The sequence below is a fragment of the Halopseudomonas maritima genome, assembly GCF_021545785.1.
Classification (GTDB): Bacteria; Pseudomonadota; Gammaproteobacteria; order Pseudomonadales; family Pseudomonadaceae; genus Halopseudomonas; species Halopseudomonas maritima.
This window is the reverse complement of record NZ_CP079801.1, coordinates 1,623,034-1,646,591: the sequence shown is the minus strand read 5'-3', so window position 1 is coordinate 1,646,591 and position 23,558 is coordinate 1,623,034. Positions and strand designations below refer to the sequence as shown.

The following is a 23,558-nucleotide window of genomic DNA, read 5'->3' as shown; positions in this document are numbered from 1 at the left end:
GCTTCTCAATGACGGCGATAGCCGCAAAATTCAAGGGTGAAGCGATGAACGTACGTGGATTCAGGGACTGGCAGCCGGCGCTGGGCGACCGGGTATTTGTTGATCCCTCAGCCGTGGTACTGGGCGATGTGCAGCTGGGTGACGACTGCTCGGTGTGGCCGGGTGCGATCATTCGCGGCGACATGCACCGTATCCGCATCGGCGACCGTACCAGCGTGCAGGATGGCAGCGTGCTGCATATTACCCATGCCGGCCCCTTCAACCCTGATGGCTACCCGCTGACCATCGGCAGTGACGTCACCATCGGCCACAAGGTGCTACTGCACGGCTGCAGCATCGGTGATCGGGTGCTGGTGGGCATGGGCAGTATCGTCATGGACGGTGCGGTGGTCGAGGACGAGGTGATCATCGGCGCAGGCTCGCTGGTGCCGGCCAACCGAACGCTGGCAAGCGGGTATCTGTACATGGGCAGCCCGGCCAAGCAGGTGCGTGTACTGACCGAGAAGGAGCGCGAGTTTTTCACCTACTCGGCGGCCAACTATGTGCGCCTGAAGGATCAGCACCTGCTGGAGAGTTACGCGGACTAGCTGACGGACTGTTCTGAGCGGTGGCCTGCGCTGGGCTATACTCCGCCGGTAGCGGGCGTGAGCAAGGAGGGGCGGTCAACGTGAGCGGAAAGTCCCCAATGGACGAGGCGGCCGGTAATGGCTTGGGCGAGCAGGCGCGCCGCTCGTTGCTGCAGCTGATCTTTGTAGCTACCGGCGTTCTGCTGTGGGGCTTCGCCTCGCTGCAATTCGATAACAACAACAGCTTGCTGGCCTGCCTGGAGATTACCGTGGGCGGGGTGCTGCTCGTGTCTGCCTGGCGTATTCGCCGAGTTCGCTCGCTGACCCCCTGGATCTACGCCTACCTGCTGCCCACCTTCTGCTTTCAAATCTACATCATGCTGATGCCAGACGCGTCTACCACGGCCTTCGTCTGGATCTACATGGTGCCGATGCTGGCGTATCTGCTGTTGGGGCGCAAAGCCGGGCTGCTGCTGTCGCTGCCTTTCATGCTGCTGGCGGTGGTGCTGTATGGGAGTCGCTACGCCGATTTGCAGTCGGCGCCCGGGCTGATCGACCTCGGCAACGCGGTGATCTGCGGTTTGATGATTCTGTTGTTTGTGCATTTTTACGAAGTACGCCGCGCCAATGCCCAGCACACCCTCGAGCGCCTGGCAGAAACCGATGCACTCACCGGGGTGTATAACCGGGGCCGGTTTCAGCAGCTGTTTGAGCAGTGCATCGAGCAGGGCCAGCGCAGCGGTGACGGGTTTGCCCTGGTGTTGCTGGATGTCGATCACTTCAAGCAGGTTAACGATGGCTGGGGCCACGAGGTGGGTGATCGTGCCTTGCGTCATCTGTGTACCGTGCTGCAGCGGCGCCTGCGCAAGACCGATGTGATCGGCCGACTCGGCGGTGAGGAGTTTGGTCTGCTGTTGCGCAGCACCGATGCCCAGGCGGCCGAACAATTGGCCCGCATGTTCTGCAGCCAACTGCAGCAGACGCCGCTGCGCTGGGGTGACCAGCAGGAGCTGTTGCTGACGGCGACCTTTGGCGTGGCGCATTGGCCCACCGACGCGCTGGATGCCGCGGACCTCTATCGCCGGGCCGACCAGCGCCTTTACCGTGGCAAGGCCTACGGTCGTAACCGGGTGATCAGTGAAGGTGGTGCGCTGCAGTTCAGCGAGCTTGGCTGAGAGCGTTTCGGCCTGCGGATTGGCGTTCAATCAAGTGCATGAATAGTAGGGGGCCAAAGGCTGACAGGCCCCGTCACTGGTTTATGATCCGGGAGTTCGCGGCCAGTGGCTGGTCGCTCATTCATCGTTAGCGAGGAGGCATTCATGTCTGCCCATACCAACCGCAAGATTGTGCTGAACAAGCGCCCGCAGGGTGAAATCCAGGACGGCGATCTGGTTTTGAAGGAAGAGCCGGTTCGTGCTCTGAAGGACGGCGAAGTCCTGATCAAGACCCTGTGGCTGTCGCTGGACCCTTACATGCGCCCGCGCATGAACGACAGCAAGGGCTATATGGACCCGATTGAAATCGGTGCGCCGATTGTCGGTGAGAGCGTTGGCCGTGTGGTCGAGTCCAAGTCAGACAACTATCAGGTCGGTGATGTGGTCACCGTGTACTCCGGCTGGCAAGAGTACTGCATCATTCCGGGTAACGCCGAGATGGTCTACAAGATCAAGGATCAGGGCGTGCCGCTGCAGACATACCTGGGCGTGGCCGGCATGCCGGGCCGCACCGGTTACTGCGGCCTGATGTATGTCGGCAAGCCCAAGTCGGGCGAAACCGTTGTGGTCGCTGCCGCTTCCGGCCCGGTTGGTACTGTGGTGGGCCAGACTGCCAAGCAGGAAGGCTGCCGCGTGGTCGGCATCGCCGGTGGCCCGGAGAAGTGCCGTTACGTGGTCGAGGAGCTGGGTTTTGACGCCTGCATCGATTACAAGGCGGGCAACCTGGACGCTGATCTGGCGGCCGCCTGCCCGAACGGTATCGACGTGTACTTCGAAAACGTGGGTGGCGCTGTTGCCAAGGCCGTTGCCAAGCTGATCAACCCGGGTGCCCGCGTGCCGATCTGTGGTTACGTATCGGCCTACAACGCGGAAGATCAGAGCAAGGTTGAAACCCCGTTCCATATCTTTGGTGCGCTGGATCCCAAGCCTGAGCATCGCTTCTTCCTGGTCACCGAGTGGCAGGACAAGCATCAGGAAACCACCGCGCTGCTGGCTGGGCAGGTAGCCTCCGGCAAGCTGAAATACAGCGAAACCGTGGCCGAAGGCCTGGACAACGCCGTTGAGGCGTTCAAAGGCATGCTGAACGGCAAGAACTTCGGCAAGCAACTGGTGCACATCGCTGACTGATGACACCGGCCCCGGCGGAGGCTGACGCTTCCGCCGGGCGTTGCGCGTCTACACGCCTTTCCTGCGCCGTCCTGGCGCATGCGTTCACGCCTTTCTGGCGACACGTTTCTGGCCAAATCGACGAATTTTGGTACAGAACCTGCATTGCTCTGCACTATCCTGAGCCGGATAGCCTCTCCCTTCTGAATCCGCGCACCAGTGCGGTGCACGACCGATTTGGCTGCGCTATCAAAGTGCCAGTTTCCAATTAGAACAGGTGCACCCATGCCCATCTCGATGATTGATGTTCTGTGGCTGGTTCTGTGTGCCGGTCTGGTGTTCAACATGCAGATCGGCTTTCTCTGTTTGGAGTCGGGCCTCACGCGCAGCAAGAATGCGATCAACGTGGCGGTCAAGAATATGGCCGATCTCAGCGTCGCGGTCTTCTGCTACTGGTTGTTCGGTTTCGGTCTGATGTTTGGTGCCAGCGCCAGTGGCTGGTTTGGCGAGGGCTTTGCGATGCCTTCGTTCACGGCCACCTGGCCTGCGGCCTTCTTCCTGTTTCAAGCGATGTTCTGCACTACCGCCGCCACCATCGTGTCTGGCGCAGCCGCCGAGCGCATGCGCTTCAGCGCCTACCTGCTGGTTACCCTGTTGATCGCCGGCTTAATTTATCCGCTGTTTGGGCACTGGGCCTGGGGCGGGGTATTTGCCGAGGGTAGCGGCTGGCTGGCGGCGCGTGGCTTTGTCGACTTTGCCGGCTCGACCGTGGTGCACAGCGTTGGCGGCTGGGTGGCGCTGGCGGTGATTCTGCTGTTGGGGCCGCGCCAGGGCCGCTATGAGCAGGACCGTGACGGTCGTAGCCTGCCAGGCTCCAACCTGCCGCTGGCGATGCTTGGCGCATTGATGCTGATGTTCGGCTGGTTTGGCTTTAACGGCGGCAGTACCCTGAGCTTTGATGGCCGGGTGCCCGGTATTATTGCCAACACCGTGCTGGCAGCCATCGCCGGTACCTTGGGTGGCATGTTGATGTCCTGGTGGCGCTGGCGACTGATTGATCCGGTGTATCCGCTGAACGGCCTAATTGCCGGCATGGTGGCGGTAACCGCCGGCGCCCACGCGGTGGATGCGCACGCCGCGTTCTTCATCGGCCTGATTGGTGCGGTGGTGATGTATCTGGCCGATCGGCTGCTAACGCGCCTGCGGGTAGACGACGCCGTTGGTGCGGTACCGGTGCACCTGGCCAGCGGTGTCTGGGGCACGTTGGCGGTGGCGCTGTTTGCTGACCCGCTGCGTCTGGGCACGGGCCTGAGTCGTTTGCAGCAGTTGGTGGTGCAGCTCGAAGGCTTGCTGGTGGCTGGGGTCTGGGCCTTTGGCCTGACCTGGTTGCTGCTGCGGGTGATCAACCGCTTCTGGCCGATGCGCGTCACGCCGGAGGATGAGCTGGCGGGTCTGAATGTCTCAGAGCACGGTGCACGCACCGAGCTGATCGAACTACTGGAAGCGATGGCGGCGCACCAGCGTGAGGGGCGCTTTGAGCGCGATGTGCCGGTCGAACCTTTTACCGAGGTCGGCCAGATCGCCGCCCAGTACAACCAGGTGATTCACGCCCTGCGGCGCGCGGTGGGCGTCACCCAGAGCATCATCCGCGACATTCGCGATGGCGTGGTGACCTGCAACCGCGAGGGCGTACTGGCTACCTGTAACCCCGGCGCCGAGCGCCTGTTCGGCCTGCCCGCCGGGTTGTTGATCGGACAGCCCATGGCGCGCTTGGTAGCCGAACGCAATTGGACCGGGCTGCCGTTGCCCGAGACCGGCAGCGAGACCAAGCAGGAGGTGCTGTTCAGCCGTAGCGAGCACGATCAGTTTGTAGCCGAGCTGACGGTCAGTCAGGGCGCGCTGGCGGATGACCACTACACCTGTCTGATCCGTGATATCACCGAGCGTCGGCGCATTGAGCAGCAATTGTTTCAGGAGAAGATGCTGGCGCAGGTGACCCTGGCATCCATTGGTGACGGGGTGATCACCACCGGGCCGGATGCCCGTGTGCGCTACCTCAACCCGGTCGCCGAGCAGTTGACCGGTTGGTGTGAGAGCGAAGCCCACGACCGCCCGCTGGATGAGATCTACTGCCTGTTCGACGAGGTCACCGGCGACAGCCTGCTCAACCCGGTCAGTGCCTTGCTGCGGCGCTATCGTCAGGCGCTCAGCCGGCAGCCCGGCAGCATGTCGCAATTGCGACGGCGTGACGGCAGCGAGGTGACGGTACAGGATGCGGTAGCGCCGATTCGTGATGCCGACGGACACATTATCGGTGCGGTGCTGACGTTCCGCGACGTCAGTGCCAACCGGCGGCTGGCCCGTGAGCTGTCGCACCAGGCCGCGCACGATACCCTGACCGGCCTGGCCAATCGCAAGGAGTTTGAACGCCGGGTGAGGTTGGCTCTGCAGCGTCAGCTGGCCAGCGGTGGCGATCAGGTGCTCTGCTACATGGATCTGGACCAGTTCAAGGTCGTCAACGATACCTGTGGACACGCAGCCGGTGACGAGTTGCTGCGCCAGTTGGCCAAGCTGTTCCAGGGCCATATTCGCAGCTCGGACGTGCTGGCCCGCCTGGGTGGCGACGAGTTTGGCCTGCTGTTGTGTGGCTGTACGCTGGACGAGGCCCTGTCGGTTGTCGAGGGCTTGCGCGCGCTGGTGGAGGAGTTTCGTTTCAGTTGGCAGGGCAAGACTTTTGCTGTCGGCGTGAGCATCGGCCTGGTGCAGATCGAGGAGCAGTTGGCCAGTCTCGATGTGCTGCTCAGCGCAGCTGACAGTGCCTGTTACGCGGCCAAGGACGCCGGCCGCAACCGCATTCATCTGTACCAGGTCGATGATGCACAGATGCAGGAGCGGCGCGGCGAAATGCAATGGGTCAACCGCTTGCGTCAGGCGCTGGATGCCGACCTGTTGCGGCTGTATGTACAGCCGATCTACCCGATCAGCGAGCTGGACCGCCAGCCCGGGTTTGAGGTGCTGGTACGCATGCTGGGTGAGGATGAGCGGGTGATTCCGCCTGGTGCCTTTATGCCGGCGGCCGAGCGCTATGACCTGGCATCCGCCATTGACCGCTGGGTGGTCGGCAACTTCCTCGCCTGGCTGGGCGACTACAACCGCCGCCGCAGCGGGCCGCTGGGCAATTACTCGATCAACCTGTCGGCGGCCTCCATGGGGGAAGAGAGTTTTCTGGCCTTTGTGCTGGACACGCTGGAGCGCCATCGGGTGCCGCCTGGCCATATCTGCTTTGAGATTACCGAAACCAGCGCCATCGCCAATCTGGGCAAGGCAATCGAATTTATGCGCCGGCTCAAGGACATCGGCTGCCAGTTTGCCCTGGATGATTTTGGCTCGGGGTTGTCGTCCTTTGCCTACCTCAAGTCACTGCCGGTGGATTACCTGAAGATTGATGGCGTCTTCGTCAAGGACATTGCCAGCGATCCGATCGCCCGCGCAATGGTCGCCTCGATCAATACCATTGGCCACGAAATGGGTCTGCAGACCGTGGCGGAGTTTGTCGAGAGCGACAGCATTCTGCAGCAGCTGCGTGAGCTGGGTGTGGACTACGCGCAGGGCTTTCACCTTGGTCACCCGCAACCGCTGAGCGAACTGGACGGGGTGCGGATGATGCCGCGCTAGGTTCTTTTAACCTTTATAGGGTTTTAAATACCCTGTCTGGGCTTGGTGATAAGTACCATTAATGCAAAATAGTCTTTGTTTTTCAATGGCTTATTTGTTGGCATGATGGCTGCTCTGTTTTGGTCTACTAGGCCAAAAGGAGCGCGTCATGCCCTCAGTTACAACCCACTTGCGTTCTGCGCCGGACGATGTGGTTTTCTATCAGGCCGCTGGCAACGAAGTCGAGCTGTTTGAGCGCGCGGATCAGTTTGGTTTGCCGCTATTGATCAAAGGCCCGACCGGCTGCGGCAAGACCCGGTTTGTGCAGCACATGGCCGAGCGCCTGGGCCGCAAGCTCTACACCGTGGCCTGCCACGACGACCTGACCAGCGCCGACCTGGTCGGTCGCCACCTGATCGGTGCCCAGGGCACCTACTGGCAAGATGGACCGCTGACCCGCGCCGTGCGCGAGGGCGCCATCTGCTACCTCGATGAGATCATTGAGGCGCGCAAGGATATTACCGTCGTTGTGCACCCGCTGGCCGATGATCGGCGTCTGCTACCGCTTGATGCCACCGGTGAGCTATTGCAGGCCGCTCCCGGCTTCATGTTGGTGGTGTCCTATAACCCTGGTTATCGCAACCTGCTCAAAGGCCTCAAGCCCAGCACGCGTCAGCGTTTTGTGGCGCTGTCCTTTGATTATCCGCACGCCGAGCTGGAAACGCGCATTGTCTGCCGAGAGTCGGGCCTGGCCCAGCCGCAGGCAGAGCAACTGGTGCGCTTGGCGCAGGCGCTGCGTCAGCTTGGTGAGCACGACCTGGAAGAAGCCCCCTCGACCCGCCTGCTGATCCATGCCGCTCGTCTGATGCAGGCCGGGCTAGCGCCCTTGGACGCCTGTCGAGTGGGTATTTGCGAGGCGTTGACCGATGACGCCGTGGCACTGCAGGCGCTGCACGATATTGCGGCGTTGCATCTGGCAATCACCCCCTGAAAACAACGTGCCTGCGCCGCTCCTGGACGCCGGCCAGCCAACACTACCTGAGGAGATAACGATGTCGGAGCGCTTTACCAAGGGCATGGCCCGCAATATCTACTACGGAGGCGGCATGTTTTTCATGCTGCTGTTTGTTGGTCTCACCTTCGACACCGTGACGGCGGTACCGGAGCGTGAGAACCGTGACCAGTTAACCCCGGCAGTGGCGCATGGCAAGGCACTGTGGGAGGAAAACAATTGTATCGGCTGCCATTCGCTGCTGGGGGAAGGGGCCTATTTTGCCCCGGAACTGGGAAACGTCTTTGAACGCCGCGGTATGGGAAACGAAGAGGTATTCAAGCTGTACTTCAACGCCTGGATGAAAGCCATGCCGACCGGCGCACCCGGACGTCGGCAGATGCCGCAATTCAATCTGTCTGACGAAGAGCTCAACGATCTGGCCCAGTTTCTCATCTGGACCTCCCGCATCGACACCAACGACTGGCCACCGAACAAGGAAGGCTAAGGCCGACGCTGTTCCCCCATTGATTCAAGGAGTTCGTACATGAAATACGCGTCACAGGCGGTGGCCAAGCCCTACTTCGTCTTTGCCATGCTGCTGTTTCTCGGCCAGATCGTGTTTGGTCTGGTGCTGGGTACTCAATACATCATTGGTGATTTCCTGTTTCCGGAAATTCCCTTCAACGTTGCCCGTATGGTGCACACCAACCTGCTGATTGTCTGGTTGCTGTTCGGTTTCATGGGCGCCACCTATTACCTGGTTCCAGAGGAATGCCAGACCGAGTTGTACAGCCCAAAGCTGGCCTGGGTGCTGTTCTGGCTGTTCGCTGTCGCCGGAGTGCTGACCATTCTCGGCTACCTGCTGGTGCCCTATGCGCGGCTGGCCGAGCTGACCGGCAATGAGCTGCTGCCCACCATGGGGCGCGAGTTTCTGGAGCAGCCGACCATCACCAAGATCGGTATCGTGATTGTTTGTCTGGGTTTTATCTTCAACGTCGGTATGACCATCCTGCGTGGCCGCAAGACGGTGATCAACATGGTCTTGATTACCGGTCTGATCGGTCTGGCACTGTTCTTCCTGTTTGCGTTCTACAACCCGGTTTCGCTGGTACTGGACAAGTACTTCTGGTGGTGGGTTGTGCACCTCTGGGTTGAAGGTGTGTGGGAGCTGATCCTGGGTTCGATCTTGGCCTTCATTTTCATCAAGACCACCGGCGTAGACCGTGAGGTAGTGGAAAAGTGGCTGTACCTGATCATCGCCATGGCTCTGATCAGCGGCATTCTCGGCACCGGGCACCACTACTTCTTTATCGGTGCGCCGTCCTACTGGTTGTGGATTGGCTCGATATTTTCGGCGGTAGAGCCTTTGCCCTTCTTCATGATGGTGGTATTTGCCCTGAGTATGCTGCGTCAGCGTCGCCGTGTGCATCCGAACAAGGCCGCGATCACCTGGGCTACCGGCTGCACCATCATGGCGTTTCTGGGGGCCGGTGTGTGGGGCTTTCTGCATACCCTGGCGCCGGTCAACTATTACACCCACGGGTCGCAGCTGACCGCTGCGCATGGTCATCTGGCGTTCTTTGGCGCCTACGTGATGATTGTGCTGGCAATCATTTCCTATGCGTGGCCGCTACTGCACGGCAAGGAGTGCAACAGCCCGGTTGCCCAGCGTTTGGAGATCGCGTCTTGCTGGACGATGTGCATCAGCATGTTGATGATCACCTTCCTGCTGACGGCTGCAGGGGTCGTACAGGTCAAGCTGCAACGTCTGCCGGAGGCCGATCAAGCGCTGTCCTTCATGGCAACCCAGGCAGCCATCGAGGGCGTTTACTGGGCGCGCTTGGTGTTCGGCGTCCTGTTTGGTCTGGGGCTGCTGATGTATCTGGCCAGCTTCTGGCTGGCGCGCCGCACCCGTGAGCAGGTGCCCGCCCTCGACAGCCGGGCCTGACGGCATGGAAGAGGCCGTTGGCATCCGCTGGCACCGACTGGTCACGCGCCTGGCCAGTCGGGGCTATCCCGCCGCCCGCGTCACGCTGGAGGCCGAGGGGCCGCGTCTGGCGCTGATCCTGCGCGCCCTCGGCGGCGACGCCGGTCTGACCATCAAAGCCAGCAGCGAGCGCAGTCTGATGCTGCGCCGCCCACTATTGCAGCGGCTGGCCGGGACTGGCCGGCGGCATGCCCTGGCCTGGCGCGAGTCTGACAGCCTGCATCTGCCAGCGCAGTTACAGGTGTTTGCCGAAGCCCGGCTGAACCGCGAACTGTATTTGTGGTTGACTGTGCTGGCCAGCGAGCCCTTGCCAGCCGCCGAGGATGCCTGGCGGGCGAGTCAGGCTCGGGTACTGGCGGCGCTGGCTCGCTTTCCCGGCCTGAGGGCGCTGTATTCCCGGTTGGCGCAGGCGTTGATCGTTGAGCGTGGTGACCCGGCGAGCTTGCCGCGGAGCCAGCGCGAGCGGGAGGCCTGCATGCAGGCGGAGCTGCTGCAGCCGGGTAGTCAATCGCAGTTGCCGCCTGCCCCTGGCGACCCCTTGCCGGTGCCGCTGTGGTTGTACGCCGCGGATGGCAGCGCTGGCACCGTGCCGCCTGCTGCGCAGGCGCCGGCGGAGTCGCCGCCTGCGGGGGGGCAAATACGGCAAGGCAAGGGTCGCAAGCAGGCGCGTTATGTGGATGATCCCCGTCGTGAAAATGGCCTGATGATCTTTCGTCTGGAAAGCCTGTTCAGCTGGTCTGAATTTGTGCCGGTTGACCGCTGTCAGGATGACCGTGACGACCCGGACGCCGACTCCACGGCGGCGGATCTGGACTTTCTCAGTCTGGCTCGCAGCCGCAGCACATCGGCTTCGCGCATCAAGCTGGACCTGGATCTGCCGAGTGCGGCGGAGGACGACCTGCCCTTGGGTGAGGGCTGTCGTTACCCCGAATGGGACTGGCGCAAGCGCCAGCTGTTGGCTGATCACTGTTCTGTGGTGCCGCTGTTGCCGCGGGGCGCAGTAGCGGCGCCACTGCCGCCGCGTTTGGCCAGTCTGGCCAGCGGGTTGCGGCGACGCTTTGAGGGGCTGCGCCCGCAGCGCGCCTGGCTGGGCCGGCAGGCGGCGGGCAGTCAGCTCGACCTGCAGGCTTGCCTGGCCTATACCTGCGAGCGTCAGCGCGGCAACGCGGACAGTCAGCCGCTGTTGTGGCGCAGTCAGGTTGGTCGCCAGCGAGACCTTGCCTGTCTGATGCTGGCTGACCTGTCGCTGTCGACCGAGGCCTGGGCCGATGACCGCTATCAGGTAATTGATGTGATTCGTGACAGTCTCCATCTGTTTGGCGAAGCCTTGCACGCCGGGCAGGATAGCTTTGCCATGTACGGCTTCTCCTCGCGCCGGCGCAACCATGTGCGTTTCAGCTTGATCAAGAACTTTGATGAGGCCTGGGGCGAGGCCATTCACGGTCGCATTCAGGCGCTCAAGCCTGGGTATTACACGCGCATGGGCGCGGCCATCCGGCAGGCTACCGACATTTTGCGGGAGCGCCCGGCCGAGCAGCGGCTGCTGTTGCTGCTTACCGACGGCAAGCCGAATGATCTGGATATCTACGAAGGGCGCTACGGCATGGAAGATACCCGTCATGCCTTGCAGGAGGCGCGTCAGGCGGGCGTACAGCCCTTCTGCGTGACCATTGACCAGCAGGCCGCCGACTATCTGCCGTACCTGTTCGGGCAGGGGCATTATCGGGTCATTCGGCGTGCCGCCGAGCTGCCCGAATTGTTGCCGCGTCTGTATCTGCTGTTGACCGGAGGCGCCGGGAGATGAGGGCCGTCGAGGGCCTGGCCGAGGTGCCAGGCACAGAGCCCAGGGCGTTGCCCGGCGATCTGGCGATGTGGTGTTTCATTCTTGCAGAGCTGCTGGTCTTTGCGTTGCTGCTGATTGCCCTTGCCTACGCACGCAGTCGTTGGCCGCTGGAGTTCAGCGCCGGCGTGGCAACCTTGCATCCGCTGGCCGGGGTGAGCAATACCCTGCTGCTGCTGACGGCCAGCTATCTGGTGGCGCGCGGTCTGGAGTGCGGCACACGGCGCGCGCTGGTGCGCGGTTTTGCGCTCGGGCTGCTCTGCGGGCTGGGTTACCTGCTGATCAAGTTTGGCGAGTACGCCGTGCTGATTGGCGAGGGGTACAACCTGCGCACCAACACGTTCTACTTTTTCTATTTCTTCACCACCTTCTTTCATGCCATGCATGTGATGCTCGGCATGGTCATTCTGGCGGTGGTGGCTGTGCGTACCCGTGCTGGTTATTACCCGGATGCGGCGCGCCAGAAAATGGCTGGCGACTCGGCCGGCAGCTACTGGCACATGGTTGATCTGGTCTGGCTGGCGTTGTTCCCACTGCTTTATCTGTTGCCCTGAGGTTGGCCCATGCGACTGTCCCTGCGATTCTTCTGGCTGGCGCTGCTGGCACTGACGCTGTTGGGCGTGGCGCTGTCGCAGCGTCAGCCAGACTGGCTGATGGCTGCGGTCGTGCTGCTGACCTTGCTCAAGGGCCACTGGCTGATTGATCGTTTTATGGGGCTGGCTACCGGCCCGCTCTGGTTGCGAGCGACGGTGTCTGGCTGGCTGTTGCTGGTACTCTCGGCCCTGGCGCTGTTGTGAGGGGGATGCCGCGCTGCCGGGTCAGCGCGGCGACGCAGGTCAAAATTCGCCGCGCAGGGTCAGCGCAACATTGCGTCCGGGGGACTGGATCTCCCAGCCGCTGATGCCTTCGGTCAGGTGCTCGTGATAACCCTTATCCAGCAGGTTACGCAACGTCAGGCCGAGATCCAGGTTCTGCATGCCAGCGATTGCGCTGAAGCCCCACCCCAGTGACGCATCTACGGTAACAAAGCCAGCAGTGTCGTTCTCGGTGCCATTGGAGAAGCGGGTTGCTACACGGTCCTGATTCTTGACTGCACGTACTTGCGAATGCCAGCTGAAACCGAGCGCCCGTGGCTGGCCGATACCCAGTGTCAGTTCTGGCGGCGGCATGCGATACAGCGGCTCGTCGTCCTGGCGATTGTCGCCCTCAAGCCAGGTGAAGCTACCGTCCAGGGTGACGACGCCAACGGGATGGGCAAACTGGCCTTCGGTGCCCTGGATGATAACCTTGTCAAGGTTCTCGGTACGCTTGATCGGTAGACCCTGAGCGTTCGTTTGTCCGGTTACCCGGCCGGCGATGTAGTCATCGATGCGGCTATAGTACGCGGCGAGTTGGTAGCTGCTGCGGCCGTCATCGCCCTTGAGACCCAGTTCCAGACTGGTTGCCTGTTCGGGTTTGAGTTGCGGGTTGCCCTGGTGGAAATAGCCGTCGCCACGGGTGGCGTCTTCAAAGCGCTCGCGCATGTCTGGTGCGCGATAGGCGCGGCCAAGGCTGAGGTAGGGGTTGAGCAGCGGCTGCAGATTGTAGATCGCACCGAGGGACCAGGACAGGTTGGAGTCGCTGTTGCTCAGCCCTTTGGTGGTACGTGATGCACCGCTACCCTTGCTGTCGGCGTCACCCTTGACCCGATCCCAGCGGGCGCCGGCCTGGACGTTGAGGCGGCCAAACTGCATGTCATCCTGGATAAACACGCCTGCCGAGTCGATCTGGCCATCACTGAAAGGGTCGTTGCGCTGAATGTTCTGCGACGGGCCGGCGAACTGGTAGCGGGCCGGGTCGCCGGTCATGCGCCACTGGTCCACGCCAACGCTGAGCAGGTGCGCTTCACCCAGGGGCAGACGGTAGGTGCTGCGCACGCCCCGGGTGGTGAAGGTGACGTCGTTCCACACCTGGTTGCGATCCAGGCCGCTGCTGTAGGCGCGAATCTCGCGATACACCTCCTGCTGGTAGAGGTCGACGCTGAGGGTGCCGGAGCCAACCTCGCCTTCGTAACCGGCGGCGTACAGGGTGCGCTCGGTGTTTGGCGAGTGGATGGTCAGATTGCCCAGCACCGCAGCCGGCGCCGGCTTGGTCGAACCGGGAAACCAGACATCCTGGTCTTTGTGCTGTTGCAGGTTGAGGTGCAGGCGGCCGTAGTCACCCAGTGAGTAGGCGTACTTGAACAGCATGGAGCGGCTCTCGTAGCCGGTATTGTCCACCTCGCCGTCGGCGCCCTCGTAGTCGTGTACGCGCTTGGCGGCACCGCCCAGCACCAGCCCATGGCGCTGGTTGCCGGTTTCGAGCAGGGCTGCGCCCTGTAGGCCCTCGTCAACGCTGGACAGGCCCAGGCCAACCCGGCCGTTGAGCTCGCCAGCGTGATCGAAGGTGGGCTCCGGGGTCAGCATGTTGACCACGCCACCCAGAGCACCACTGCCGTGCAGTACGGAGCTGGGCCCCTTGATGACTTCCACCCGCTCCAGCAGGCCGAGGTCAGCCAAAGAGGCGATAGCGCCCTGTGGCTGAGCAGAGTTGAGGCGGTTGCCGTCCACTTGCAACACGATGCTTTCCAGGCGCTGGCCGCGCAGCACCGGGTTCTGGCCCCAGGCGCCGTCGCTTTGCACCGCCAGGCCGGGCTGGCCGCGCATCAACGCGCCGACGTTGTCGCCGGGAAGGCGCTGAGTCGGTTCCAGTACCACGGAGGCGCCTGCCGTTTCCAGCTTGCTAGCCTGATAACCCTTGGCGGTGACGGTAACTTCGGGCAGTTCCAGGGCGTCACCGGCGAACGCCGGACTGACTGCCAGGGCGAGCAGGCTGAGATGAAACAGGGGCGTAATTCTGGGCATTGGTACGATCCTCATGAACAAGTAACTTATTGTTCGATATTGAGAATCGTTATTATTTGATTTTAGTCAACTTTGCGCGACGGCTCAGCCCGTGTCCATAGCCAAGCTGCCACGCCGAGCAGAAACAGCGGCAGGCCGATGCGCAGCCAGTGGGGTGCCGGCAGCAGCCAGATCATCGTTGCGCTGAGCAGCATCAATGCGCTGGCGGCCCACTTGGCGCGTCGTGGTACTGCGCGGCGCTGGCGCCAGTCGAGTATCAACGGCCCGTAGTGCGGGTGTTGCAACAGTCGCGCTTCCAGCGCTGGCCAGCCGCGGGCCCCAGCCCAGGCGGCGACCAGCAGAAACGGGGTGGTTGGCAACCCGGGCAAGATGATGCCCACGGCCCCCAGACCGATGCAGGTAGCAGCCAGAACCCGCCATAGCCAAACCATCAGTCGCTGCTGCTGGCAATCAGGTTGCCGCGCAGGGGGCTGGCCTGCTCCTGGGCAAAGGCCTCCAGCAGGCGGCTCAGGCTGGGAATACGAATGTGCCGGGCGCGCGTCTGGATCAGCCCCTGCTCGCGCAGCGTGCCGATCGCGCGGGACAGGGTTTCCGGCTTGATCGACAGGCGTGCAGCGATCAGACCCTTGGGCAGAGCCAGGTCCAGTTCGGCGCTGTCGCCTTGCTGGTCGCGCACCTGGCCGACCAGGTACAGCGCCAGCCGTTGGGTGGCGTTTTGCAGGGTGAGGTTTTCCAGTTCGTCGAGTCGCTGGTGCAGGCGAATGCTCAGATGGCCCAGCAAGTGCAGGCACGTTTGTGGGTTGGTCTCCAGCAACTGCAGCATCAGGCGGTTGGGCAGGCTGAGCAACTGCACGCTTTCCAGGCTTTCCACGCATACCGGATAGACCGAATGGCGCATAAACATCACCGCTTCGGCAAAGGTCTGGCCAGCGCTGATGATCTCGACCACCTTCTCCTTGCCGTCGGCCGAAATGCGAAACAGCTTTACCTTGCCGCGCATAACCATGAAGAAGCGTTTCGCTTCATCGCCCTGACGCAGGATCAGGCTTTGCGCGGGGTACTCGCGCAGGTGTGCCTCGTTCAGCAGCCGCTGCTGATTGTCCTCGCTGAAGTGGCCCAGCAAGGGGTGACGCAGAACCTGTTGGCGTTGCTCGGGAGTCAGTTGCATGGCTGCGTTCCAGTGGTCGGTAGGTGTGAATGCACAGTCGTTCAGTGGCCGTTGCCAGCCTTGATGCCCAGTCGGGCTGCTAGCTTGTGCAGGTTGCTGGCGTCCAGCCCCAATGCGCGAGCGGCGGCGCTCCAGTTCTGGTCGCTCTGTTGCAGAGCCAGACGGATCTGCTGGCGCTGCAAGGCCTCGACCGCTTGGCGCATGGGCTGGACCTGTTGCTGCTGCTCGCTCTCTGCCGGGTCGGCACCGGCGGGTGCTGCCACGCTGGGAATGTCCAGCAGCGGTGCGTCCAGGCCAATCAGTGCCTGGCGCGAGCCCTCGCGGCCCAGTGCCTTGATGGCCGCGCGACTGATGACGTGCTCAAGCTCTCGCACGTTGCCGGGCCAGTGGTAGCCTAGCAGCGCCTGCTCGGCATCGGCGGTCAGATGCAAGCCGCGCAGCCCCAGCCGCGTGCGATTCTGTTCAAGAAAGTGGCCGGCCAGCAGCAGCACGTCGTTGCCACGCTCGCGCAGGGGTGGGATGGGGACGGGGTAGACTGACAGGCGATGGTACAGGTCGGCGCGAAAATCGCCCTTGGCCACTGAGTCGGCCAGGTTGCGATTGCTGGCGGCGATGATCCGTACATCGACGCGCAGAGGCTGGTCGGCGCCCAGGCGCTGGATCTCGCCATTTTGCAGCGCGCGCAGCAGTTTGGCCTGCAGCCCCAGCGGTAGCTCGCCGATCTCGTCGAGGAACAGGGTTCCGCCGTCGGCAGCGTCGAAGCGGCCACCGCGGTCACTGGTGGCGCCGGAGAAGGCTCCGCGTACATGGCCAAAAAGCTCGCTCTCGGCCAGGGTTTCCGGCAGCGCTGCGCAGTTCACCTGCACCAGCGGTTGGTTGGCGCGAGCGGAATGGCGGTGCAGCCAGTGGGCGAACAGTTCCTTGCCTACACCGGTTTCGCCGCTGAGCAGCACCGGCAGATCCGAGTCTGCAACCACGCGAAGCTCATCCAGCAAACGACTGATCGCTGGGCTGGCGCCAATGATGTTGTGGCTCTGCTGGCTTGGCTGTGCTTGCACCTCCTGGCCGCGATGCAGGCGCAGAGCGCGATTGTCCTGTTCCAGCCGGGTGATGCGCAGGGTGGTTTCAATCAGGGGCAGTAGCTGCTGCAGGCGCTGGCGTGCCCGTTCGTCAAAGGTTCCTGCCTGCAAGGCGTCGAACGTCAATGCGCCCCACAGTTCGCCTTCCATGTAGAGGCTTACGCCCATGCAGTCGTGAACCGGCAGCGGGTCATCAGGTGCGCCGTCGAGCAGGCCGTCATAGGGGTCGGGCAGCGGGCTGTCCGGCTCGAACCAGGTTGGTTCGCGACGGGACAACAGGGCCGCAAGGCGCGGGTGGCGGGCAATCTCGAAACGGCGGCCCAAGGCTTCCTGAACCAGACCGGTGGCGGCCAGTGGGCGCAGGCATTCGCCCTCTCGCTGCAGCAGCACAACAGCGCCGCAGGCGAAGGCCTCGCGCAGAACGTGCACCAGGCGCTGCAGACGCACGGCCGCTGGGAGGTTGGCGATCAGGTCTGGCAGGAGCATTTGCGCAATCATGGTCAATGGAACCCTGTACTGGTTTTATTAACCGTACTCCGGCTGGGTCTCTTTGACCATAAAAAATAATTTTAGCTATATATCAATAATTTGTGTGATGGCATGGCGGTTGCTTTGGAGGAGGGGACAGCACATCAACGCAGGAGACAGTGATGCACAGCGATTACCTTCAGCGCAGCATGGGGGAGTTGGCACGGGACGTTCCGGGTGCCACCGCCCTGTTTCATCAAGCCCGCCTGGACTTCTGCTGCCATGGCCAGCGCAGCCTTTTGGCGGCCTGTGAGCTCAAGGGGCTCGATCCAGCTCCCCTCGCTGCAGTCCTGGAGCGTCTGGACGCCGAGGGCAGTCCGGGCCGGCGAGACTGGCGAGAGGTGACGGCCTCAGAGCTGATTGAACATATTTTGCAGCGTTACCACGCCCGCCACCGGGAGCAGTTGCCGGAGCTGATGCGGCTGGCGCGGCGGGTTGAGCAGGTGCATGGCACACATGAACATTGCCCGCTCGGCTTGGCGGATCTGTTGGGCGAGCTGCTGCAGGAGCTGGAAAGTCATATGCTCAAGGAGGAACAAATCCTGTTTCCGCTGTTGCGGCGGGGGCAAACTGCAATGGCGGGTGGGCCGATTGCGGTCATGCGCTTTGAGCATGAGCAGCACGGTGAAGCGCTGGACGAGATCGCACGTCTGACGCAGGACCTGCAGCTGCCGCCAAACGCATGCAATACCTGGACGGCGCTGTATCGTGGTCTGGAGCAGTTGATGCTGGATCTGAACCAGCATATCCACCTCGAGAACACTATTTTGTTTGCTGGCGCCAACCGGCCGGCTAATCCCGTCTGACAAGGAGTTATACATGTCCCACCCGGTGGCGCTCTTTCGCCTGGGCTTTCGACCGTTCTTTCTCGCCGCTGGCGTGTTTGCCGTGTTGGCAATTCCGCTGTGGGTGGCAGCCTGGTTTGGTGGACTGGAATGGCAACCGGCCGGTGGCTGGCTGGCCTGGCACCGGCATGAAATGGTGTTTGGTTTTGCCGCAGCGGTGGTCGTGGGGTTTCTGTTGACGGCGGTGCAGAACTGGACCGGTATTGCCGGCCTGTCCGGCTGGCCTCTGGCGGGGCTGGCAGCGCTTTGGCTGGCGGCCCGGATGGGCTGGTTACTGGGGCTCCCGGGCTGGCTGCTGTTGCCGCTGGATCTGGCGTTTCTGCCGGTTGCGGCGCTGGCGCTTGGGCGCCGTCTGGTCAAGGTCAAACAGCGGCGTAATTACCCGACTGTGCTGGTCTTGCTGCTGCTCAGCCTGTGCAATCTGGTGGCGTTAGCGGGGTTGTTGCAAGGCGATCACAGCCTGCAGCGGCAGGGCGTGCTGGGTGCTATCTGGCTGATCGCCAGCCTGATGACGCTGATTGGTGGGCGAGTGATTCCGTTCTTCACTCGCAATGGCTTGGGGCTGACCTCTGCGCCAGAGCCGCTGGCCTGGCTGGACAACGCCCTGCTGGTGGGCAGCATTGCAGCAGCGCTGCTGGTGCTCTCTGGTGTGGGCCTGAGGCCGCATCCGTTTCAGGCGCTGCTGTTTGCCGCCCTGGCTGCTGGTCATTTGCTGCGCCTGGCGCGCTGGTATAAACCGGCCATCTGGCGCGTGCCCCTGCTATGGTCATTGCAGCTGTCGTATCTGTGGATGGCGCTGGCTTGCCTGACGATGGCGGGCTGGCACGCTGGCTGGGAGGTGGGGTTTAGCCAGGCGGTGCACATTCTGGTCATTGGTGGTGTGGCCGGCATGATTCTGGCGATGATTGCCCGGGTGACCCTGGGTCATACCGGCCGCGCCCTGCAGCCTCCGGCGCTGATCAGTGTGGCGTTTGCCGCGCTGAATCTGGCGGTGCCGGCCCGTGTCTGGCTGAGCACCTGGTCACCGCAGGCAGGTTATTGGCTGAGTGCGGCACTCTGGGCACTGGCGTTTTTGCTGTTTGTCGGCTGTTACGGGCCGATGCTTCTGAGCCCGCGAGTTGACGGAAAGCCGGGCTGAGTGTCGCTGCGTCAGGGCAGCCAGATACGAAACTCGCCGCCTCCCAGTGCGCCCTGGTTGCTCAGTTCGATGTGCCCGGCCACGCCGTTGCGCCGATGCAGGCGGGCAATGCGTTCGCCAAAGTACAGCCCGAGGCCGGTGCTGCCGGTGCTCATGTTAATGCCCAAGGCGTAGTCGGACTGGTTGTCGAGCATGGCTTGCGGATAACCAGCGCCGTCGTCGCTGATGCTGATCAGCAGTTGCTCGCCGTCCATGCGTGCGCTCAGGTGGATGGCCGAGTGGGTGTAGCGGATGGCGTTGTTGATCACATTGCCGACCACTGAGCCGACCAGCTCGCTGTCGAAAAAACCCATCAATCCGTCTTCGGCCACCTCGAAGCTGCCCTGAATCCGGCGAGCGCGCAGGATATCGTCGTGGCGCGCCAGCTGGGCCTGCAGAAAGTCGTCCAGCTCCAGATAGCTGGGGCGCAGCGGCAGCTGATTGACCTCCAGTTTGTACAGCCCAAGCATTTGCACCAGCATGCCGTTCAGGCGCATGGACTCGTATTCAATCACGCCGCGCTGGTCCGCATCGGCCGCCGCTGGTGGCAGCTGGGCGAGCAACTGCCCGTAGGACTGCATCAGCAGGCCGAGGGAGTTCTTCATGTCATGCACGGTGGAGGCGATGACCGTCGAGAAGTCGAGTTGCTCGTCGTCGTTGCTCACAGCGAATCGACCTTCTCCAACAGCTTGCGGTAGCGAGCGTGCCGCGGGTCGCTGGTGGGCAGGCTGCGCACTTGCGCCAGACAGGCTCGGCATTCGGTCAGCAGCGCGTCGTCCGGGGCGGACAGCAGCAGACGCAGCAGCGACTGGGCGGTGTTGAGGGCATAACTGATGTTGCGTGGCTGGCGTGCCAGCGCGTCGCGAAACGCCTCAAGCGCTGCAGGATACTGTTGCTGCTGATAGTTGCGCATGCCCTCTCGGTTGCGCGCTGCGGCTTCCTCGCCGCCGTGCAGAATGCTGGGGTTGCTGGTTTGGGCAGCAATGCCGGCCATCACCGCCGGGTCGTCGCCGTACATCTCGGCACAGGTGCCCAGCAGTTGATCGGCCTGCTCACCGCGACCCAGTTCGCGCAGTTGCTCGGCAACGGCGAGGGCGGTATCGGCGCTGAAAAAGGTCTCCAGGTTGGCCAGCTTGTCGCCGGCATTGCGCAGCAGCTGTTCGGCGTCGGCCTGCTTGCCGCTGCGGCGCAGCACATCAGCCTGCAGCAGGTCGGCGCGGGCACCCAGTCCCTGATCGTCCTTCCAGCTACGGGTCAGGTCTTCCAGGGTTTGGCGAATTTCCAGCTGAACACGCGGGTTGGGCGCGGTATCGCCGGCCTGCACCTTGAGGCTGTCGGCCAGACTGAGGTGGTGTTCAGGGTTGCGAAAGGCCGAGTGACGGCCCAGGGTTACCGCCTGACGGTAGGCGCGCACGGCGCGCTCCGGGTCTTCGTTGGTGCGCGCGACGCGGCCCAGCTCGGCCTGTCGTTGCGGGTTGTTGGGGGAGATCTTAACCGCCTGCTCAAGAAACACCTGCGCCTTGAGGGTCTCGCCGCGTGCCAGCTTTACCCGGGCCAGTCCGTCAAAGGCCGCCGGCAGCATCGGAAACTGCTCGATACTCTGCTCGTAGAGCGCCTCGGCCTGGTCCAGCTGGCCGCGTTGCAACAGGTGGTCGGCCAGTTTCATCAGCGCCCAGGGCAGCGGGCGCTGGGACAGAATGCCTTGCAGGAGCTGCTCAAGCTCGTCGTGGCGTTGCAGCACGGCCAGGGCGTTGGCTTTGTAGCGCTGACACAGCGGCGCCAGGCGCGGGTCGCGTTGCAGCAAGGCGTTGCAGGCATTGACCACGGCGGCCTGGTCTTCGCGGGCCAAGGCATCCAGTACCGGGGCAAGCAGGCGTTTGCGTTCGACCAGTTTATCCAGGCGCTGCTGCAGGCTGGCGCGGTTGAAGGGCTTGGTCAGATAGGCGTCGGGTTCAAACTCCAGCGCGGCCATGACCATCGCCTGGCTACTCTCGGCCGTGACCATGACGAAGATGCAGTGGGGGCTGATCAGCTTTTCATGGTGCAGCTCTTCGAGCACCTGCTGGCCATTCTTGCCTTCGCCCAGGTTGTAGTCGTGCAGGATGACGTCGTACCGGGTCTTGCGGCAGAGGTTGAGTGCTTCCTCGCCGTTGGCGGCGACGTCGATCTGCTGGGCGGCCATCTGCCCGAGCATGCCCTTGACCGATGAGCGGAAGTCGCTGAAGTCATCCACTACCAGAAAGCGCATGTTGCTGTAGACGATCATGATTGTTCTATTTTCCGCTGGATCTGTGTGCATTCTAGACGGTTTGGGACGCCTGGCCGTTCCCGCTGCCGAGACGGTGGCGGGAGCGAATACAGTATACAGTGAAATCAAAAGGCCATTATTGATGCGGTCGGCAGAACGGCGTTTTACCGCCGTTCACAGGCCTGTTTCAGCGGTGACGAACGATGGCGTTGGACTCGATCACGTGGCGGCCGGTTAGTGCCGTGATCGCCGCCTGCAGCAGGGTGGCGGCCACGTCGCTGGCCTTGACTGCCTGCAAGCGCTTGGGCATGACCGGCTTGAAGGCGCGTGATACCAGCAGGCCGACCAGTTCGCCAGGCCGGTTTTCGGATCGGTCGCCGTCCAGCAGGGACGGGCGTACCAGGCTGAGGGAGGGAAAGCCCATGGCGCCGAGCTCCTGCTCTACCTCGCCCTTTACGCGCAAGTAAAACGAGCCCGAACGTGGACTGGCACCAAGGGATGAGTTGAGCACAAAGGTGCGTGTACCGGCACGGCGGGCCAGTCGGGCGCAGTTGCTGACATAACCCCGGTCGACCGCGCGAAAGGCCTCGCGCGAGCCGGCGCGCTTGCGGGTAGTGCCCAGCGCACAGATGACTGCGTCGCAGTGCCACCAGTCGGCGTCTTCGGGCAGGCTGTCAAAGTCGATCTGGGGGTTATCTAGGTGGGCGTAGTGATTGACCGCTGCCGGCAGCGGACGGCGTGTGGGGGCAACCACCCGGCTGATCTGCGGATCGGCCAGCGCCTGGCGCAGTACTTCCAGGCCTACCAATCCGCTGCCGCCGAGTACCAGCAGGGTCTTGCCTGTGTCGCTGTTGTGCATGTTGTCACTCCGATCCGGGGGGCGTCGGCCCAGGGTTTCGCGGTACCTCGTTCTTCTCTCAGTTAAGCGCTCTGGCGCGCCCTTGGCGAGCGACTGAAAAATATCGCAACAGCTTGCCACGGAGTGATCGCCGCAAATGCTGGTCCAAGCAGGCACTATGCAGGAGTGGCTGGATCTGCATTCTGTCTGAATAAGGAGTCTTGAATGAATACCCAAGGGTTGCTTGATCAGTTGTTGAAGTCTGCCAGTGGCGCGCTCTCTGGTAACAGCAGCACCAACACGCGCCAGGGCTCACAGGGTGCTGGCGGTGCCAGCCAGCTTGGCAGTCTGCTGTCTGGCGCCGGAGGCGGCGCCTTGGCGGCGGGCGCCGTGGGCCTGCTGCTGGGCAACAAGAAGGCCCGCAAGATGGGCGGTAAGGCGGCCAAATACGGCGGCATGGCGGCGCTGGGTGTGGTCGCCTTCAAGGCGTGGCAGCAGTGGCAGCAGAATAATGCCAATGCGCCGCAGGGCCAGCCGCAAACGGTCGACCGGCTGCCGGCGTCACAACAGGAGCCGCACAGTCACGCCATTTTGCGGGCGCTGATTGGCGCAGCCAAGGCCGATGGCCACATTGATGACCGCGAGCGTGAGCTGATCGACGCCGAGGTGGCCAAGCTGACCAACGACCCGCAGACCCTGCAATGGTTTGATGCAGAGCTGCGCAAGCCGCTGGATCCGGCCGAGGTGGCCCGCGCCGCGCAGACCCCGGAGATGGCGGCCGAGATGTACCTGGCCAGTCTGCTGGTGGTGGATGAGCAGAGCTTTATGGAGAAAGCCTATCTGCAGGAGCTGTCCAGCCAGCTCAAGCTTGATCCGCAGCTGATGGCCGAGCTGGACAAGCAGGTGCAGCAGGCGTAACTAATGGCTATGACCCACGTGTGAGTCCTCCTCCGGCGCCTGCACGCTGCCACTGGTGCCCAGCTGCTGGATGATGCCGCAGGCATCGACCGGGTGCGGGGCCTGGCAGCGGCGGCGTAATTCAATCAACTGCTGTTGCAACTGGGTCAGCGCGGTAATGCGCTGGCCCACATGCGTGATGTGCTCGTCGATCAGCCCGTTGACGCCGCCACAGGTGGCTTCGGGTTGTTCGCGCAGGGTCAGCAGTTGACGGATTTCCTGTAGCGTCATATCCAGCACGCGACAGTTGCGGATAAACACCAGCCGTTCCAGGTGGACCTCGCTGTACTGTCGGTAGTTGCCTGCGCTGCGTCTCGGTTCAGGCAGCAGGCCCTCGCGTTCATAGTAACGAATGGTTTCCACCGCACAGTCGGTGCGGTTGGCCAGCTCACCGATTTTCATCTGTGTCCTCCGGTTGCTTGACTCTATAGTGGCTACAGGGAGTCTACTTGGCAACAGACCCCAGAGAGTGTT

The 23,558-nt window shown here is 62.7% G+C and carries 21 protein-coding genes; 13 read left to right on the top strand and 8 right to left on the bottom strand.

What is annotated here, in order from left to right:
* The first annotated feature begins 44 nt into the window (after positions 1–44).
* The 10 genes from HV822_RS07540 (at position 45) to HV822_RS07495 (ending at position 12,159) form a co-directional block, all read left to right on the top strand.
* Positions 45–587: a gamma carbonic anhydrase family protein gene (locus HV822_RS07540; RefSeq protein ID WP_238873157.1), complete on the top strand. Its 543-nt coding sequence runs from the start codon at positions 45–47 to the stop codon at positions 585–587.
* Between the two features lie 80 nt (positions 588–667).
* Complete coding sequence (locus HV822_RS07535) at positions 668–1,741, top strand: GGDEF domain-containing protein (protein ID WP_238873155.1); 1,074 nt, start codon at positions 668–670, stop codon at positions 1,739–1,741.
* 144 nt (positions 1,742–1,885) lie between these two features.
* Complete coding sequence (locus HV822_RS07530) at positions 1,886–2,908, top strand: NADP-dependent oxidoreductase (protein ID WP_238873153.1); 1,023 nt, start codon at positions 1,886–1,888, stop codon at positions 2,906–2,908.
* Positions 2,909–3,172: 264 nt separating this feature from the next.
* Positions 3,173–6,562: an ammonium transporter gene (gene amt / locus HV822_RS07525; RefSeq protein WP_238873151.1), complete on the top strand. Its 3,390-nt coding sequence runs from the start codon at positions 3,173–3,175 to the stop codon at positions 6,560–6,562.
* A 148-nt stretch (positions 6,563–6,710) separates the two neighbouring features.
* Positions 6,711–7,532: a CbbQ/NirQ/NorQ/GpvN family protein gene (locus HV822_RS07520; RefSeq protein ID WP_238873149.1), complete on the top strand. Its 822-nt coding sequence runs from the start codon at positions 6,711–6,713 to the stop codon at positions 7,530–7,532.
* A 61-nt stretch (positions 7,533–7,593) separates the two neighbouring features.
* Positions 7,594–8,040 (top strand): c-type cytochrome, encoded by a 447-nt coding sequence (locus HV822_RS07515; RefSeq protein WP_238873147.1) that lies wholly within the window; start codon positions 7,594–7,596, stop codon positions 8,038–8,040.
* Between the two features lie 39 nt (positions 8,041–8,079).
* Positions 8,080–9,483 carry a cbb3-type cytochrome c oxidase subunit I gene (locus HV822_RS07510; RefSeq protein ID WP_238873145.1) on the top strand — a complete coding sequence of 468 codons (1,404 nt, stop codon included), beginning with the start codon at positions 8,080–8,082 and terminating at the stop codon, positions 9,481–9,483.
* Between the two features lie 4 nt (positions 9,484–9,487).
* The gene (locus HV822_RS07505; protein WP_238873144.1) at positions 9,488–11,326 is read left to right on the top strand and encodes a nitric oxide reductase activation protein NorD; all 1,839 of its coding nucleotides are present in this window, start codon (positions 9,488–9,490) and stop codon (positions 11,324–11,326) included.
* Positions 11,323–11,916 carry a cytochrome c oxidase subunit 3 gene (locus HV822_RS07500; protein WP_238873142.1) on the top strand — a complete coding sequence of 198 codons (594 nt, stop codon included), beginning with the start codon at positions 11,323–11,325 and terminating at the stop codon, positions 11,914–11,916. Before HV822_RS07505 ends, HV822_RS07500 begins: the two co-directional genes overlap by 4 nt.
* A 9-nt stretch (positions 11,917–11,925) precedes the next feature.
* Positions 11,926–12,159, top strand: coding sequence for a cytochrome C oxidase subunit IV family protein (locus HV822_RS07495; protein WP_096005272.1), 234 nt, complete (start codon positions 11,926–11,928; stop codon positions 12,157–12,159).
* 39 nt (positions 12,160–12,198) lie between these two features.
* On the opposite strand, the gene HV822_RS07490 is transcribed toward HV822_RS07495, so the two are convergent.
* From HV822_RS07490 to norR, 4 genes are all read right to left on the bottom strand, one after another.
* The gene (locus HV822_RS07490) at positions 12,199–14,244 is read right to left on the bottom strand and encodes a TonB-dependent receptor (RefSeq protein WP_238873140.1); all 2,046 of its coding nucleotides are present in this window, start codon (positions 14,242–14,244) and stop codon (positions 12,199–12,201) included.
* A gap of 62 nt (positions 14,245–14,306) precedes the next feature.
* The gene (locus HV822_RS07485) at positions 14,307–14,675 is read right to left on the bottom strand and encodes a YbaN family protein (RefSeq protein WP_096005274.1); all 369 of its coding nucleotides are present in this window, start codon (positions 14,673–14,675) and stop codon (positions 14,307–14,309) included.
* The gene (locus tag HV822_RS07480) at positions 14,675–15,412 is read right to left on the bottom strand and encodes a Crp/Fnr family transcriptional regulator (RefSeq protein WP_238873138.1); all 738 of its coding nucleotides are present in this window, start codon (positions 15,410–15,412) and stop codon (positions 14,675–14,677) included. The genes HV822_RS07485 and HV822_RS07480 overlap by 1 nt, the downstream gene beginning before the upstream one ends.
* 41 nt (positions 15,413–15,453) lie before the next feature.
* A complete protein-coding gene (norR, locus tag HV822_RS07475) occupies positions 15,454–16,989 on the bottom strand; it encodes a nitric oxide reductase transcriptional regulator NorR (protein WP_238873137.1) in 1,536 nt (511 codons plus the stop codon).
* A 152-nt stretch (positions 16,990–17,141) separates the two neighbouring features.
* On the opposite strand from norR, the gene ytfE reads away from it, so the two are divergent.
* Together ytfE and HV822_RS07465 are read left to right on the top strand one after the other, a co-directional pair.
* Positions 17,142–17,825, top strand: a complete 684-nt coding sequence (gene ytfE / locus HV822_RS07470) for an iron-sulfur cluster repair protein YtfE (RefSeq protein ID WP_238873135.1) — start codon at positions 17,142–17,144, stop codon at positions 17,823–17,825.
* Positions 17,826–17,838: 13 nt separating this feature from the next.
* Positions 17,839–19,002 carry an NnrS family protein gene (locus tag HV822_RS07465; protein ID WP_238873133.1) on the top strand — a complete coding sequence of 388 codons (1,164 nt, stop codon included), beginning with the start codon at positions 17,839–17,841 and terminating at the stop codon, positions 19,000–19,002.
* Positions 19,003–19,013: 11 nt separating this feature from the next.
* Here HV822_RS07465 and HV822_RS07460 read toward each other — a convergent pair whose 3' ends face one another.
* The 3 genes from HV822_RS07460 to HV822_RS07450 form a co-directional block, all read right to left on the bottom strand.
* Positions 19,014–19,706 carry a sensor histidine kinase gene (locus HV822_RS07460; RefSeq protein WP_238873131.1) on the bottom strand — a complete coding sequence of 231 codons (693 nt, stop codon included), beginning with the start codon at positions 19,704–19,706 and terminating at the stop codon, positions 19,014–19,016.
* Positions 19,703–21,307 (bottom strand): response regulator, encoded by a 1,605-nt coding sequence (locus HV822_RS07455; RefSeq protein ID WP_238873129.1) that lies wholly within the window; start codon positions 21,305–21,307, stop codon positions 19,703–19,705. The genes HV822_RS07460 and HV822_RS07455 overlap by 4 nt, the downstream gene beginning before the upstream one ends.
* Before the next feature lie 169 nt (positions 21,308–21,476).
* Positions 21,477–22,148 carry an NAD(P)H-binding protein gene (locus tag HV822_RS07450; RefSeq protein WP_238873127.1) on the bottom strand — a complete coding sequence of 224 codons (672 nt, stop codon included), beginning with the start codon at positions 22,146–22,148 and terminating at the stop codon, positions 21,477–21,479.
* A 204-nt stretch (positions 22,149–22,352) separates the two neighbouring features.
* Between HV822_RS07450 and HV822_RS07445 the strand changes: the two genes are divergently transcribed.
* Positions 22,353–23,045, top strand: a complete 693-nt coding sequence (locus HV822_RS07445) for a tellurite resistance TerB family protein (RefSeq protein ID WP_238873125.1) — start codon at positions 22,353–22,355, stop codon at positions 23,043–23,045.
* Here HV822_RS07445 and cadR read toward each other — a convergent pair whose 3' ends face one another.
* On the bottom strand, positions 23,046–23,486 hold the full coding sequence (gene cadR / locus HV822_RS07440; protein WP_238873124.1) for a Cd(II)/Pb(II)-responsive transcriptional regulator: 441 nt from the start codon (positions 23,484–23,486) through the stop codon (positions 23,046–23,048). It lies immediately after the preceding gene.
* Between the last annotated feature and the right edge of the window lie 72 nt (positions 23,487–23,558).

Bases quoted from the DNA above. Each gene is read 5' to 3' on its own strand.
- HV822_RS07465 (WP_238873133.1), top strand. From the start codon at position 17,839: ATGTCCCACCCGGTGGCGCTCTTTCGCCTGGGCTTTCGACCGTTCTTT.
- norR (WP_238873137.1), bottom strand. From the start codon at position 16,989: ATGATTGCGCAAATGCTCCTGCCAGACCTGATCGCCAACCTCCCAGCG.
- HV822_RS07445 (WP_238873125.1), top strand. From the start codon at position 22,353: ATGAATACCCAAGGGTTGCTTGATCAGTTGTTGAAGTCTGCCAGTGGC.
- HV822_RS07530 (WP_238873153.1), top strand. From the start codon at position 1,886: ATGTCTGCCCATACCAACCGCAAGATTGTGCTGAACAAGCGCCCGCAG.
- cadR (WP_238873124.1), bottom strand. From the start codon at position 23,486: ATGAAAATCGGTGAGCTGGCCAACCGCACCGACTGTGCGGTGGAAACC.
- HV822_RS07515 (WP_238873147.1), top strand. From the start codon at position 7,594: ATGTCGGAGCGCTTTACCAAGGGCATGGCCCGCAATATCTACTACGGA.
- HV822_RS07520 (WP_238873149.1), top strand. From the start codon at position 6,711: ATGCCCTCAGTTACAACCCACTTGCGTTCTGCGCCGGACGATGTGGTT.
- ytfE (WP_238873135.1), top strand. From the start codon at position 17,142: ATGCACAGCGATTACCTTCAGCGCAGCATGGGGGAGTTGGCACGGGAC.
- HV822_RS07510 (WP_238873145.1), top strand. From the start codon at position 8,080: ATGAAATACGCGTCACAGGCGGTGGCCAAGCCCTACTTCGTCTTTGCC.
- HV822_RS07455 (WP_238873129.1), bottom strand. From the start codon at position 21,307: ATGATCGTCTACAGCAACATGCGCTTTCTGGTAGTGGATGACTTCAGC.
- HV822_RS07505 (WP_238873144.1), top strand. From the start codon at position 9,488: ATGGAAGAGGCCGTTGGCATCCGCTGGCACCGACTGGTCACGCGCCTG.
- HV822_RS07450 (WP_238873127.1), bottom strand. From the start codon at position 22,148: ATGCACAACAGCGACACAGGCAAGACCCTGCTGGTACTCGGCGGCAGC.
- HV822_RS07540 (WP_238873157.1), top strand. From the start codon at position 45: ATGAACGTACGTGGATTCAGGGACTGGCAGCCGGCGCTGGGCGACCGG.
- HV822_RS07495 (WP_096005272.1), top strand. From the start codon at position 11,926: ATGCGACTGTCCCTGCGATTCTTCTGGCTGGCGCTGCTGGCACTGACG.
- HV822_RS07485 (WP_096005274.1), bottom strand. From the start codon at position 14,675: ATGGTTTGGCTATGGCGGGTTCTGGCTGCTACCTGCATCGGTCTGGGG.
- amt (WP_238873151.1), top strand. From the start codon at position 3,173: ATGCCCATCTCGATGATTGATGTTCTGTGGCTGGTTCTGTGTGCCGGT.
- HV822_RS07490 (WP_238873140.1), bottom strand. From the start codon at position 14,244: ATGCCCAGAATTACGCCCCTGTTTCATCTCAGCCTGCTCGCCCTGGCA.
- HV822_RS07480 (WP_238873138.1), bottom strand. From the start codon at position 15,412: ATGCAACTGACTCCCGAGCAACGCCAACAGGTTCTGCGTCACCCCTTG.
- HV822_RS07500 (WP_238873142.1), top strand. From the start codon at position 11,323: ATGAGGGCCGTCGAGGGCCTGGCCGAGGTGCCAGGCACAGAGCCCAGG.